General features: G+C 71.3%; 12 protein-coding genes. 8 read left to right on the forward strand and 4 right to left on the reverse strand.

Annotated elements, in window-relative coordinates; genetic code table 11:
* Window positions 1–272: 272 nt before the first annotated feature.
* Entirely contained in the window at window positions 273–890 is a 618-nt protein-coding gene (locus ACZ4TO_RS04935; protein ID WP_382796137.1) for a TetR/AcrR family transcriptional regulator, read from the reverse strand.
* A gap of 250 nt (window positions 891–1,140) precedes the next feature.
* On the opposite strand from ACZ4TO_RS04935, the gene ACZ4TO_RS04940 reads away from it, so the two are divergent.
* Both ACZ4TO_RS04940 and ACZ4TO_RS04945 read left to right on the forward strand, forming a co-directional pair.
* Entirely contained in the window at window positions 1,141–2,097 is a 957-nt protein-coding gene (locus ACZ4TO_RS04940) for a phosphatase PAP2 family protein (RefSeq protein ID WP_468023436.1), read from the forward strand.
* Window positions 2,094–3,071 (forward strand): DMT family transporter, encoded by a 978-nt coding sequence (locus ACZ4TO_RS04945; RefSeq protein ID WP_468023437.1) that lies wholly within the window; start codon window positions 2,094–2,096, stop codon window positions 3,069–3,071. The genes ACZ4TO_RS04940 and ACZ4TO_RS04945 overlap by 4 nt, the downstream gene beginning before the upstream one ends.
* Before the next feature lie 72 nt (window positions 3,072–3,143).
* On the opposite strand, the gene ACZ4TO_RS04950 is transcribed toward ACZ4TO_RS04945, so the two are convergent.
* The gene (locus ACZ4TO_RS04950; RefSeq protein WP_382796131.1) at window positions 3,144–3,983 is read right to left on the reverse strand and encodes an LURP-one-related family protein; all 840 of its coding nucleotides are present in this window, start codon (window positions 3,981–3,983) and stop codon (window positions 3,144–3,146) included.
* A 52-nt stretch (window positions 3,984–4,035) separates the two neighbouring features.
* Complete coding sequence (locus ACZ4TO_RS04955; protein ID WP_382796129.1) at window positions 4,036–6,087, reverse strand: phosphocholine-specific phospholipase C; 2,052 nt, start codon at window positions 6,085–6,087, stop codon at window positions 4,036–4,038.
* Window positions 6,088–6,455: 368 nt separating this feature from the next.
* Here ACZ4TO_RS04955 and ACZ4TO_RS04960 point away from each other — a divergent pair, with 368 nt between their 5' ends.
* Window positions 6,456–7,520 carry an aromatic ring-hydroxylating dioxygenase subunit alpha gene (locus ACZ4TO_RS04960; RefSeq protein WP_468023438.1) on the forward strand — a complete coding sequence of 355 codons (1,065 nt, stop codon included), beginning with the start codon at window positions 6,456–6,458 and terminating at the stop codon, window positions 7,518–7,520.
* Window positions 7,517–8,470: a PDR/VanB family oxidoreductase gene (locus ACZ4TO_RS04965; protein ID WP_468023439.1), complete on the forward strand. Its 954-nt coding sequence runs from the start codon at window positions 7,517–7,519 to the stop codon at window positions 8,468–8,470. Before ACZ4TO_RS04960 ends, ACZ4TO_RS04965 begins: the two co-directional genes overlap by 4 nt.
* Here the strand turns inward: ACZ4TO_RS04965 and ACZ4TO_RS04970 are convergent.
* Complete coding sequence (locus ACZ4TO_RS04970) at window positions 8,421–9,236, reverse strand: IclR family transcriptional regulator domain-containing protein (RefSeq protein WP_468023440.1); 816 nt, start codon at window positions 9,234–9,236, stop codon at window positions 8,421–8,423. The two genes, ACZ4TO_RS04965 and ACZ4TO_RS04970, sit on opposite strands and share 50 nt — an antisense overlap.
* A gap of 185 nt (window positions 9,237–9,421) precedes the next feature.
* Between ACZ4TO_RS04970 and ACZ4TO_RS04975 the strand changes: the two genes are divergently transcribed.
* From ACZ4TO_RS04975 to ACZ4TO_RS04990, 4 genes are read left to right on the forward strand one after another with little or no spacing between them, the layout of a single operon-like run.
* The gene (locus tag ACZ4TO_RS04975; protein ID WP_468023441.1) at window positions 9,422–10,393 is read left to right on the forward strand and encodes an ABC transporter substrate-binding protein; all 972 of its coding nucleotides are present in this window, start codon (window positions 9,422–9,424) and stop codon (window positions 10,391–10,393) included.
* Window positions 10,390–11,199 carry an ABC transporter permease gene (locus ACZ4TO_RS04980; RefSeq protein WP_468023442.1) on the forward strand — a complete coding sequence of 270 codons (810 nt, stop codon included), beginning with the start codon at window positions 10,390–10,392 and terminating at the stop codon, window positions 11,197–11,199. The genes ACZ4TO_RS04975 and ACZ4TO_RS04980 overlap by 4 nt, the downstream gene beginning before the upstream one ends.
* Window positions 11,196–12,014, forward strand: coding sequence for an ABC transporter permease (locus tag ACZ4TO_RS04985; protein WP_468023443.1), 819 nt, complete (start codon window positions 11,196–11,198; stop codon window positions 12,012–12,014). Before ACZ4TO_RS04980 ends, ACZ4TO_RS04985 begins: the two co-directional genes overlap by 4 nt.
* Window positions 12,015–12,037: 23 nt before the next feature.
* Window positions 12,038–12,850: an ABC transporter ATP-binding protein gene (locus ACZ4TO_RS04990; protein ID WP_385045738.1), complete on the forward strand. Its 813-nt coding sequence runs from the start codon at window positions 12,038–12,040 to the stop codon at window positions 12,848–12,850.
* Window positions 12,851–12,856 lie beyond the last annotated feature (6 nt).

The raw sequence follows: 12,856 nt of genomic DNA on the forward strand, positions 1-12,856 counted from the left end.
CTCGGTCCCGTCGCCGGGACACCGTGGGCATGGATCGGCCGGGTGTCGCTGTGGACACGGACCGGCCGGGTGTCGCCGTGGACACGGACCGGCCGGGTGTCGCCGTGGACACGGACCGGCGGGGTGTCGCCGTGGACGTGGATCGGCCGGGTGGAGCGCCCCTCCGCTCAAGGGGAACCCCACCCGGCCGGGGGGTGCGCGCCGCCCCCGTCCCCACGGTGCGGCGCGGAACAGGCCGACGTCCGGTCATCCCACGGACAGCGGCCTGAGACTCAGGTGAGACCGAGCGTCGGCAGGACGACGGCCTCCACGAATTGTGTGAGATACGCCGCGTCCGCGTACTGCCCGTCCAGCAGGGGGCGCACCCTCAGAACCCCGAGCATCTGGGCCGGGATGAACTCCAGCGCCGGGTGCCCGGCGTCGACCTCGCCCCGTTCGACACCGCGGTTGATCATCTGCCGCAGCTCGGCCACCTCGGGCTCGACGAGCGCGTCGCGCAACGCCTGCTGAAGCTCCTTGTCCTGCATGACGGCGTTGCCGAGGCCCTGCAGGAGCTGCGTGCTGTCCCGGGCCGACCATTCGCCCGCGGCCGCGGCCGCCGCGCGCAGGTCACCGGCGAGCGAGCCGGTGTCGATCCCCGTGAACCGCGGGCAGCGGTTGTTGCGCAGAGCGGCGGCCACGAACTGGGGCTTCGTCTTCCACTGCCGGTAGAGCGTGGACTTGCTGCACCGCGTGCTGGCGGCGACGCCCTCCATCGTGAGCGCCTCGTACCCGCACTCCCGGATCTGTTCGAGCACGGCGTCGAAGAACTCCTGCTCACGCTCGGGCGTGATCTTGGAGCGGCGCGAGGCGACGACCGTCTCCGGTCCGTCCGCGGCCTGCGACGTCATGGCGCTTCTCCTCGCTCGATCCGGCATAGACCGGTGCGGTCTTGCGTTCAGTGTAATCGATACGCGAGGGTACCGGTACGCATCCGTATCGGTACACTCGCGTATCGGTACCGTGTCGTATCGGTACACTGCCGTATCGATGAGCCTCGGACAGGATCCACTCCTCTCCCCCACCGGGAAGCCCGAGTGGATCCTGTCCTGGGCTCACCGCGCACGCACGACTTCAGACCGTCAGCAAGGGGGCCGGGGGATGTTTTCCCGAACCGAGCCTGCGGATCCGGCATCCGGATCCGCTTCACGAACGGAGCCGCCCGAAGCGGCACCGCCCGCGGCCGCGTCGCACGACGCGGCCGCCTCCGCGCGTCCGCGCCCGCACTCGGCCACGCGCGCCGACGCCGCGCGCCCGGACGCCACCGCCGTACGCCCGGACGACACCGCGGCGCGCCCGCCGCTGCTGCGGGAACTGCTGCTCGTCGTCGGGCTCTTCGTCGTCTACAAGGCCGGCCGCCTGCTGGCCACCGGACGCACGGACGAGGCCTTCGCCGACGCGCACCGCGTCTGGGGCTGGGAGCGGACCCTGCACCTGCCGGGCGAGGGCGCCGTGCAGGGCGCGCTGCTGCACAGCGACTCGCTCGTGCACCTCGCGAACACCTACTACGCGACCGTCCACTTTCCGGCCACGGTCGCCTTCCTGGTCTGGATGTACCTGCGGCGCCCCGCGCACTACGTGTGGGCCCGCAGGATCCTCGCCCTGGTCACCGCCGCCGCCCTGGTCGGGCACCTGGTGTTCCCGCTCGCACCGCCGCGCCTGCTCGCCGGGACCGGCCTCGTCGACACCGGCCAGGTGTACGGGCCCACCGTGTACGGCGCCCACCCGGCCGCCGACGCCCTGGCGAACCAGTTCGCCGCGATGCCGTCGCTGCACTTCGGCTGGGCGCTGATGGTCGCGATCGGCCTGATCACCGCGACCCGGTCGCGGCTGCGCGTGCTGTGGCTGCTGCACCCCCTGCTCACCCTGCTGGTGATCGTCGGCACCGCCAACCACTACTGGCTGGACGCGATCGTCGCGACCGCCCTGGTCTGCGTCGCCCTCGCCGTGGTCCCCCCGCCGCGGCGGACGGCGACGACCGCGGGGCGGCACGCGGTCGACGGGGCCGCCGGGACGCCCGTACGCGATCTGCCCGAACTCGTGGGAGCGGGGCGATGAACCCGACGCTCGCCGCGGTGGTCCTTTCCCTGTTCTCCTCCGTCGCCTACGCCTCCGCGGCCGTCGCCCAGGAGCGGCTCGCCGCCCGGTCGGCCGGCTCGGACACGGGCACGCTGCGCCTGCTGGCCCAGGGTGCCTGGTGGTGGTCGGTGACACTGAACGCCTCGGCCGCCCTGCTGCACGTGGCCGCCCTCAAGTACGGCACCCTGACCCTGGTCCAGCCGCTCGGGGCGCTCACCCTCGTGGCCGCCGTGCCGCTGGGGGCGCGGCTCGCCGGGCGGCGGGTGAGCGCGGTCGAGTGGCGCGGTACGGCGCTCACGCTGACCGGACTGGCCGCGCTGCTCGTCACGGCGTCCGGGACCGCCCCGGACGAGGTGCTGAGCCTGCCGCAGGCGCTCGCCGTCGCGGGCACGACCGCCGCGGTGATCGGCGTCCTGGCGCGCGGTGCCCGGCCGGGACTGCGGCACGCGACGGCCTCCGGATTCGCCTCGGGCGTGGCCTCGGCCCTCACCCAGACCGTGACGGTCGCCGCGACGGACCGTTCGGACTCGCCGTTCAGCGCGCAGGTCGTCGTGGTGGCCCTGCTCGTGGCGGCCTTCGCGGCGGGCGGGCTGCTGTTGTCGCAGACCGCCTATCAGGGCGGGCTCGGCGCGCCGCTTGCCGTCGTGACGCTCGCCAACCCGCTGGCCGCGGCGGCGATCGGACTGTCCCTGCTCGGCGAACGCCTCCAGGGCGGCGCGGCGGGCCTGTTGCTCGCGCTCGCGGGAGCGTCGGTCGCCGCGTGGGGCGTGGTGACACTGTCCCGTTCGACGCCCGAGCCCGCGGCGGCACCGGCGGCGCCCACCCACCTGGAGGGCATGGCGGACGACGAGCACCCGGTCGCCGCGGTGCTGGCGCTGGGGCCGAACGGGGCGGCGTACGAACCCTCGTTGATGCCCCGGCAGACCGGCCGGGGTCATCTCACGCCCCTGTAGGAGACGGACGGCACATGACGGAAGGGCGGCCGCGGAGAGATCCGCGGCCGCCCTTCCGTCGTTCCGTGCCCGTCAGCCCAGTCCGCGGGAGTCCTGCTTGAGCGCCGTGTCGACGGTCAGCGCCGTCGCGACGACGAGGCTCAGCAGCGGCTCCGGGAGCTGGAAGTGGATCTGCAGGACGTAGTTGTCCGCCGTCGTGAACATCGTCTTGGCGAGGCCTTCCCAGGTCTTCGTGATCCGGGCCACCTCGTTCTCCGACTCGTCGACGATCGAGAAGTTCCAGGCGCGCCAGTTCTCCGCCTTGATCGCGCCGACCTGCCGGCCGTCCACGTTCATCGCGAAGTTGATCTTGCCGATCATGTTCTTCTGGACGATCTCACCCACGGCCGAGCCGTCCGGACGGGTCACGATCACGCGGGACTTGAATATCTTCGCCGGGCGGGTCAGCAGCAACTGCGGCTGACCGTGGGCGTCGCGGATCTCCAGCCGGTGGGTGAGGAACTGGTCGAGGCTGGAGACGAACCGCAGGATCTTCCGGAAGATGCCCTGGCCGACCTCGGTGACCGAACCGAGGGCGTTGCCCTGCTGGTCCATGACCTTGTACTCGTTGGTCAGCTCGATCAGCTTGGCCTTCTGGTTCACCACCAGGACCGGCTCGGTGAACAGCGTGCCGCCGCCGACACCGCTCGGGGCCACGCCGGCCTGCTGCTGCACCTGGCGCTGGACCCGCGGATCGGCGGAGGTGGCCTGCTGGGGGAAGGCCTGCTGGGGCGGGGTGCCCTGGTGCGGCACCTGCGTTCCGGCCGGGGCCTCCTGGTCGGTCCACTGCGAGCCGTCCCAGTAACGCTGTGTCTGGGGCTTCCCGTTCGGGTCCGGGTACCAGCCTGCAGGAGTGTTCGAATGCGTCGTCACCGGGGCACCCTACCGTGACATGGCCGGAAGACAACGGTCGGTTGTGGACCCATCAGACCGTGATGAGAGCGGGGTCGCTCACGCCGGGACGGCCATTCTCGACATGTCCGGCGAATCGCCTCAGGAAGCCCGTCTGCCCGTCGACGACGACGCTGAGGTCGTACCAGCACTTGCTCGCTGCCAGATCCACCGTGTGCTTGACGGTCGCGCCCGCCCCGACCCGGAAGACCCGCGCCGCTCCGCCGTAGCCGTTCGTGAGCCTGAGCGTCGCCGTGGCGGAGCCCTTGTTGACGAAGGTGAGCTCCACGTCGCAGCCCGTGTGCCGGGCCGTGATCTCGGGCCCCGCGGTCCTGTTGGCCCCCTTGAAGGTGCGCAGGAATCCGTTCGGACCGTGCACGGTGAGGTCGTACGAGCCGCCCGAGTAGGCCGAGTTCCAGGTGTCCGAGACGGTCTTGCCCGCGGCGGCGGTGTAGGTCCAGGGGCCGTCCGTGCGGTTGCCGGAGGTGACGAGGAAGGCCGCGCCGGCCTTGGCGCCCGCCCCGAAGGTCAGCGTGAACTTTCCGGCCGCGGTGTCGGCCGAACCGTCCACGAGCAGCGCGTACTTGAGCGGGCGGGTCGGGCGTGAGCCGCGCTCCTGCCGGGGCAGCGCGGGGTTCGCGGGCGGGGTCGGCACGTAGTCGGGGTGGCGGTCGCCGTCCGGCGGCCGGTAGCCGTCGGTGGAGGGCAGGGTGACCGGGGCGGTGTCCTCGTGGGTGAAGTCGAAGGCGGCCGTCAGGTCACCGCAGACCGCGCGCCGCCACGGCGAGATGTTGGGCTCGCGCACCCCGAACCGGGCTTCCATGAACCGGATGATCGAGGTGTGGTCGAGCGTCTCGGAGCAGACGTAGCCGCCCTTGCTCCAGGGCGAGACGACCAGCATCGGCACCCGCTGGCCCAGTCCGTAGGGTCCGGCCGCGTGGCTCACGTCGCCCGCGTACAGGTCCGGGCCGACGTCGACCGTGGACTTGCCCTGGGCCGCGGACTGCGGCGGGAAGGGCGGTACCAGGTGGTCGAAGAAGCCGTCGTTCTCGTCGTACGTGACGAACAGCGCCGTCCTGCTCCACACCTCGGGGTCGGAGGTGAGCGCGTCCAGCACCTGGGAGATGTACCAGGCGCCGTAGTTCGCGGGCCAGTTGGGGTGTTCGGTGAACGCCTCGGGGGCCGCGATCCAGGAGACCTGCGGCAGCGTGCCGCCCTGCACGTCGGCCCGGAGCCGGTCGAAGAAGCCCTCGCCCTTGCGGGCGTCCGTGCCGGTACGGGCCTTCTCGTACAGCGGGTCGCCCGGCTGGGCGTTGCGGTACTGGTTGAAGTACAGCAGCGAGTTGTCGCCGTAGTTGCCCCGGTAGGCGTCGGCTATCCAGCCCCAGGAGCCGTTCGCGTCCAGTCCGTCGCCGACGTCCTGGTACACCTTCCAGGAGATCCCGGCCGCCTCCAGCCGCTCCGGGTACGTCGTCCAGCCGTACCCGGCCTCGTCGTTGCCGAGGACCGGGCCGCCGCCCTTGCCGTCGTTGCCGGTGTAACCCGTCCACATGTAGTAGCGGTTGGGGTCCGTCGAGCCGATGAACGAGCAGTGGTAGGCGTCGCAGACGGTGAAGGCGTCGGCCAGCGCGTAGTGGAACGGGATGTCGTCCCGCGTCAGATACGCCATGGTCGTGGCCGACTTGGCGGGCACCCACTTGTCGTACCTGCCCTTGTTGAACGCGGCGTGCCCGTCGCTCCAGCCGTGCGGGAGGTCCTTGATGAACGCGAGCCCGAGGTCGTCCATCTCCGGACGGAAGGGGAGCACGTCCTTGGTGCCGTCCGACTGGTACCAGACCGGCTTGGTGCCGGCGGGCGACGCCGGACGGGGGTCGCCGAAGCCGCGGACGCCTCGCATCGAGCCGAAGTAGTGGTCGAACGAACGGTTTTCCTGCATCAGGACGACGATGTGCTCCACATCCTGGATCGAGCCCGACCGGCGATGCGCCGGCACGGCCGCGGCACGCTGGACGCTGCCGGCCAGCGCGGTCAACGCCGCCGTCCCGCCCGCGATCTGGAAGAAACGGCGCCGATTCACTTGAGGCATGACTGGGTGACCTCTTGTCCTGACGGGCCCGTTGGCCGGAGGTTGATGGAACGTGCGCGAAAGGAGTTTTCCAAGCGCACCGAACGTCAGGAAAGGGCCCTCTGTCCCCTGCGTGAAGCTCGGCGGTACGCCAAACGAACCGATCCGGCCAACGGACCGATCGGGACGGCCGATCCGGAGAGCCGACCGGTCCGGACAGCCGAGCGGACCCGCTCGGCCCGTGCCGCTCCGGCCCCCGGCGGCGAACACGTCCGGCGCGGCTTCCGCCTGGCGGAAGCCGCCTTGCCCGCCCTCCGCGGACCTCACGACGCTGGGTACGACCACGGCACGCGGGGCGACGGTGCCCCGCTCTCAGGGACGGGAACGCCATGCCGCACATCACCGCCTTCGCCAGGAATCAGTGGTACGTCGTCGCCTTCACTTACGAGATCGGGCGTGAGCTCGTCGGGCGGACCGTCCTCGGTGAGCCGCTCGTGCTCTACCGGACCGAGGGGGACGGGAGGGCCGTCGCGTTGTCCGACCGGTGCGTGCACCGGCGTTTCCCGCTCTCGGAGAGCCGCCTCGACGGCGACCGAGTCGTCTGCGGCTACCACGGGTTCACCTACGACCCGACCGGCGCGTGCGTGTACGTGCCGGGGCAGAAGCGGATACCGCGCACCGCCCGCGTCGCCTCCTACCCGGTCGTCGAGCAGGACCTGTTCGTCTGGGTCTGGATCGGCGACCCCGCGCTCGCCGACCCGGACTCCGTCCCGCGCGCCCCGCACATGGACTCGCCCCGCTGGACGACGGTCAGCGGCATGGAACCCGTCGACGCGGACTACGGGCTCCTCGTCGACAACCTCCTCGACCTCTCGCACGAGACCTATCTGCACGGCGGGTACATCGGCACGCCCGAGGTGGCCGAGACGCCGATCGTCACCGAGGTGGACGAGGACGCCGGGATCGTGCGCGTCTCCCGGCGCATGGACGACGCCGCGTGTCCGCCCTTCTACGCGCGCTCGACCGGCGTCGAGGGCCGCATCACCCGCTGGCAGGACATCGAGTACCACGCGCCGTGCCTCTATCTGCTGCACAGCAGGATCGCCCCGGTCGGTGTCCTGCCCGAGGCGGACGGCAGCGACCCGGACGCCTTCCACACCGAGATCACGTACGCCATCACCCCCTCCCGCGCCGGCCGGGTGTACGACTTCTGGGCCGTCTCGCGCGACTTCGCCCGCTCGGACGACGACGTCAGCGCCTTCATGCGGGACCTGAACCACACCGTCGTCATGCAGGACGTCGACGCGCTCGGCATCCTCCAGCGGACCCTCGCCGCCGAGCCCGCCGGCTACCAGGAGCTGAGCATCGGCATCGACGCCGGAGGCCTCGCGGCCCGGCGCATCCTGGCCCGGATGGTCGAGGAGGGCGACAAGCCGGTGGAGAGGGTGCGGTGACCGGTTCGGCCGGCGAGGAGACGTACGAGGCCGAACTGATCGTCGGGCGAAGGGAGTTCGCCGCCGACGGCGTGGTCGCCCTGAGCCTGCGGCATCCGCTCGGTGCCGACCTCCCGCCCTGGGAACCGGGCGCCCACATCGACGTCCTGCTCGGGCCGGGACTCGAGCGGCAGTACTCGCTGTGCGGTGATCCGGCGGACCGCGGGACCTGGCGGATCGCGGTGCTGCGCGAGCCGGACGGGCGCGGCGGATCGGCCCACGTGCACGAACGGCTGGGCGAGGGCGACACGGTCCGGGTCCGGGGCCCGCGCAATCACTTCCCGCTCGTGCCCGCTCCGCGCTACCGCTTCGTCGCGGGCGGCGTCGGCATCACCCCGATCCTGCCGATGCTCGCCGCGGCCGAGGCGGCGGGCGCCGAGTGGACCCTGCTGTACGGCGGACGGACCCGCGGCTCGATGGCGTTCACCCGGGAGTTGCGGCGGTACGGGGACCGGGTCACCCTCGCCCCCCAGGACGAGACCGGCATGCTCGACCTGCCCTCCGCGCTCGCCGGGCTCCGCGCGGACACCCTCGTCTACTGCTGCGGCCCCGGACCGCTGCTCGACGCGATGGAGGAGCGCTGCCCGGAGGCCTCCCTGCGCGCCGAACGGTTCCGGCCGAAGGACCAGCAGTCCGGTGGAGGTGCGGAGTTCGAGGTCGTCCTGGAGCGGTCGGGGCGAACGGTCACCGTCGCCCCTGGTGTCTCCGTCCTCGACACCGTGCGCGCCGCCGGTGTCGAGGTCCTCTACTCCTGCGCCGAGGGCACGTGCGGGACGTGCGAGACGGAGGTGCTCGAAGGGACCCCGGACCACCGGGACTCGGTGCTCACGGACGAGGAGCGGGAGGCCGGCGGGACCATGCTCATCTGCGTGTCCCGCTGCCTGGGGGGACGGCTCGTCCTGGATCTGTGACCGCCAGGTCCCGCTCGATCCGCGCGACCGTCTCCAGCAGCGGCGGCAGCAGGTCGCGGCGCACGGATTCGAGGCTGTTGCGGCTGGCGTGCACGGGGATGTTCGCGGCCGCCACGACGGCGCCGTCCCGGTCGCGCACCGGGGCGGCGACCGAGCGCAGTCCCTCCTCCAGCTCCTGGTCGACGATGGCGTATCCCTGGCGCCGCACGCGGGCCAGTTCCGCCCTCAGCAGGTCCGGCGCGACGATCGTCCGCCCGGTCAGGGGGCGCAGATCGGCCCGCTCCAGCCGGGTGCCGATCTCGTCGTCCGTGAGGTGCGCGAGGATCACCCGGCCCACGGAGGTGGCGTGGGCCGGGAAGCGGGTGCCGACGGTGATCGCCGCCGTCATGATGCGCCGGGTGGGGACCCGCGCCACGTACACGATGTCGTCGCCGTCGAGGACGCAGAGCGAGCTCGACTCCCCCACCTGTTCGGCGAGTTGCTTCAGATGGGGTTCGGCGATCTCCGGGAGGGTGAAGCCGGAGAGATAGGCGTAGCCGAGTTCGAGCACACGCGGGGTGAGCCGGAAGACGCGGCCGTCCGTGTGCACGTATCCGAGGTCGACCAGGGTGAGCAGGAAGCGGCGGGCCGCCGCGCGGGTCAGGTCGCAGCCGCGTGCGACCTCACTGAGTGTCAGCTCCGGCCGTTCGGCACCGAAGACGCGGATGACGGCGAGTCCGCGTTCGAAGGACCGGACGAAATGCGGCGCTCGGTCTGCTGCAGGCATCGTCGCCTCCAGGGGGACACACGGAGTGCTCTCGTCCGGGACGGGAGCACACTTCGATAACTGTCAACAATATTGTCAGCCAAGGCCATTGACCCGGCACGGACGGGGTTCTACCTTCGCGCTGAGCACCATTGTGCGGTGTGCGCACGCCCTGTCGGAACACTCTCGTCTGCACAGGAGGAGCCATGCGTCGTCTGCTCGCCGGGATCGCGGCCGCAACCCTGCTGGCCGCCGCGTCGGCCTGCGGCTCGTCCGACGGCGGTGGCGCCTCGGACAAGAACGCTTCGTCCGGCGGCACCACCACGGTCAAGCTGGGGGTCATCCCCATCGTCGATGTCGCCCCGGTCTACCTGGGCCAGAAGAAGGGCTTCTACAAGAAGCACGGCCTGACCCTGTCGATGACGACCGCGCAGGGCGGCGCGGCGATCGTCCCGGGTGTCGTGTCGGGCCAGTTCCAGTTCGGGTTCTCCAACATGACCTCGCTGATGATCGCGCAGTCCAACAACGTTCCCGTGAAGGCCATCGCGAACGGCGTCGCCTCGACCGGCGTCGCGGGCGCGGACTTCGGCGCCATCACGGTCAAGAAGGGCAGCTCCATCGCGTCGGCGAAGGACCTGGAGGGCAAGAAGGTCGCCGTCAACACGCTGAAGAACATCAACGAGACGGCCGTACGCGAGTCGGTGCGCAAGGCCGGCGGCGATCCCTCCAAGGTGAAGTTCGTCGAGCTCGCCTTCGACCAGATGCCCGCGGCCCTCGACAGCGGTCAGATCGACGCCGCGATGGTGGTCGAGCCCGCGCTCGCCACCGTCAAGAACCAGGGCGCATCCGAGATCGCCTCCTCCCTGGTCGACGTGGCGAAGGACCTCACCGTCGCCATGTACTTCACCTCGAACCAGTACGCGCAGCAACACCCCGACGTGGTCAAGGACTTCCAGGAGGCCACCGCGGAGTCCCTGGCCTACGCCGACGCGCACCCGGACGAGGTCCGGCAGATCGTCACGACGTACACGAAGATCCCGGCGGACGTACTGGCCAAGGTGACCCTGCCCAAGTGGCCGGCCGAGGAGAACCGGGCCTCGATCGAGGCACTGGAGAAGCTGGGCGAGCAGGACGGGCTGTTCAAGACGGCACCCGATCTGGACAAGCTGCTGCCGTGACACGGACGCGAGCGCGTGGCGACGGCACCACCGGACGGTTCGCGAACGCCGGGCTGGGCGCCGCCGGACTCGCGGCCTTCCTCGCCCTCGGCGAGGCGGTGCCGCGGCTCGGCATCGTCAAGGAGCGGTACTTCCCGCCGACCAGCCGGATCATGGGGGCGCTCGGTGACGAGATCGACGACGCCGGCTTCTGGCGGGACCTCGGCGACACCCTCACGGGCTGGTCGCTGGGGCTGGCGATCGCGGTCGGCGCGGGCATCGTGATCGGGTTGGTCGTCTCGGTCGTGCCGTATCTGCGCGAGGCGACCGCCTCGACGATCGAGTTCCTGCGCCCCATCCCCTCCGTGGCCCTGATCCCGCTCGCCGTCCTCCTCTACGGCACCGAACTGCGGTCGGTGCTCCTGCTGGTCGTGTACGCCTCCTTCTGGCAGGTCCTGGTCCAGGTCATGTACGGCGTACGGGACGTGGACCCGGTGGCGGAGGAGACGGCGCGCTCGTACGGGCTCGGCACCTGGGCCCGGGTCCGTCACGTCCTGTGGCCGACCGCGCTCCCGTACGTCATGACCGGGGTCCGGCTCGCCGCCGCCGTCGCGCTCATCCTCACGGTGACCGCCGAACTCGTCATCGGCGCCCCGGGGCTGGGCGCCCGCATCGCGGTCGCCCAGACCTCGCAGGCGGTGCCCGAGATGTACGCGCTGATCGTGGTCACCGGTCTGCTCGGGCTGCTGATCAACGTGGGGGCCCGGTCGGTGGAGCGGTACGCGCTGGCCTGGCACCAGTCGGTGCGCGGGGAGGTGGCGGTATGACCGGCGTCCGGCCCGGACCGATCAGGCCGGGCCCGTGGGGCGGGCTCCTGCTGCGGGCGCTGTTCGTCGTCGCGCTCCCGGCACTCCTGGTGGGTCTCTGGTGGCTCGCCTCGGACGGCAGCACCGACGTCTACTGGCCCCCGCTGCGCACGATCCTCCGGACGTTCCCCGACGTCTGGACCCGCGCGCGGCTCCGCGCCGATCTGGTGCCCAGCCTGCTGCGGCTGCTCGCGGGCTACGCCTCGGCCGCCGTCGTGGGCATCGGCCTCGGGGCGCTCATCGGCTCGTACCGCGCGGTGCGGGCCGTGTGCGAACCGGTGCTGGAGTTCCTGCGGGCGGTGCCGCCGCCCGTCCTCGTCCCGGTCATCATGCTGTTCGCCGGCATCGGGGACACGATGAAGATCGTCGTGATCGCGAGCGGCTGTGTGTGGCCGATCCTGCTCAACACGATCGAGGGCGTGCGCGCCGTGGATCCCGTGATGTCCGAGACGGCCCGCTCCTACGGCATCACGGGCCCCGCGCGGATCCGGTCCGTCGTCCTGCCGTCCGCGAGCCCGCGGATCTTCGCGGGCCTGCGCCAGGCGCTGTCCATCGGCATCATCCTGATGGTCATCAGCGAGATGTTCGCGGCGAGCAACGGACTCGGCTTCACCATCGTGCAGTTCCAGCGCGGCTTCGCGATCCCCGACATGTGGACCGGGATCCTCGTCCTCGGTCTGCTCGGCTTCCTCCTCTCGGCCGTCTTCCAGGTGGTCGAGCGCCGGGTCCTCGGCTGGTACCACGGTCTGCGCGACTCCTCCAGGCGGTCCCCGTGACGGCGCATCCGAAAGGGCGGTCCATGCACGCGTCTTTGGTCGTATCCGGCCTGCGGAAGGTCTACGAGGGGTCGGGGCGCCGGGTGGAGGCGGTCCGCGATCTCACCTTCACGGTCGACGCGGGTGAACTCGTCTGTCTGGTCGGCCCGTCGGGCTGCGGCAAGACCACCCTGCTGAAGTGCGTCGGCGGTCTGCTGGCGCCGACCTCGGGCACGGTCCTGCTCGGGGGCCGGCGGGTGACGGGCCCGCCACCGGGCATGGCGTTCGTGTTCCAGGAGTACGGGCGCAGTCTGTTCCCCTGGATGAGGGTCGGCGAGAACGTCGAACTCCCCTTGCGGCAGAAGAGTCTGAGCAAGTGGCAGCGCCGGGCCCTGGTCGACGACGCGCTGGAGTCCGTGGGCCTGGCCGACGCCGCGCGAGCCTATCCGTGGCAGCTCTCAGGCGGCATGCAGCAACGGGTCGCCATCGCGCGGGCGCTGGCGTACGAGCCCGAAGTGCTGCTCATGGACGAGCCGTTCGCGGCGGTCGACGCGCAGACCCGCGCCGATCTGGAGGATCTGGTGCGCCGGCTGTGGCGGCAGCGCGGTATCACCATCCTGTTCGTGACCCATGACATCGACGAGGCCGTCTATCTCGGTGAGCGGGTTCTGGTCCTCTCGGCCTCTCCCACCGTCGTGCAGGAGCAACTGAAGGTCGATCTCCCGGAGGAGCGGGACCAGTTGCGCACCCGGGTCGCCCCGCGGTTCGCCGAGCTGCGGACCCATGTGTACGAGCAGATCCAGGCGGCGAAACGCGGGGAGCCGGTCGTCGAGGACGCGCCTCCGTCCGATCGGTGAGAACCC

Source organism: Streptomyces sp. NPDC028298, from assembly GCF_055565895.1.

Excerpts from the sequence above, each read along its gene's own strand:
- ACZ4TO_RS04935 (WP_382796137.1), bottom strand. The coding sequence starts at position 890 with ATGACGTCGCAGGCCGCGGACGGACCGGAGACGGTCGTCGCCTCGCGC.
- ACZ4TO_RS04940 (WP_468023436.1), top strand. The coding sequence starts at position 1,141 with ATGTTTTCCCGAACCGAGCCTGCGGATCCGGCATCCGGATCCGCTTCA.
- ACZ4TO_RS04945 (WP_468023437.1), top strand. The coding sequence starts at position 2,094 with ATGAACCCGACGCTCGCCGCGGTGGTCCTTTCCCTGTTCTCCTCCGTC.
- ACZ4TO_RS04955 (WP_382796129.1), bottom strand. The coding sequence starts at position 6,087 with ATGCCTCAAGTGAATCGGCGCCGTTTCTTCCAGATCGCGGGCGGGACG.
- ACZ4TO_RS04960 (WP_468023438.1), top strand. The coding sequence starts at position 6,456 with ATGCCGCACATCACCGCCTTCGCCAGGAATCAGTGGTACGTCGTCGCC.
- ACZ4TO_RS04970 (WP_468023440.1), bottom strand. The coding sequence starts at position 9,236 with ATGCCTGCAGCAGACCGAGCGCCGCATTTCGTCCGGTCCTTCGAACGC.
- ACZ4TO_RS04975 (WP_468023441.1), top strand. The coding sequence starts at position 9,422 with ATGCGTCGTCTGCTCGCCGGGATCGCGGCCGCAACCCTGCTGGCCGCC.
- ACZ4TO_RS04985 (WP_468023443.1), top strand. The coding sequence starts at position 11,196 with ATGACCGGCGTCCGGCCCGGACCGATCAGGCCGGGCCCGTGGGGCGGG.
- ACZ4TO_RS04990 (WP_385045738.1), top strand. The coding sequence starts at position 12,038 with ATGCACGCGTCTTTGGTCGTATCCGGCCTGCGGAAGGTCTACGAGGGG.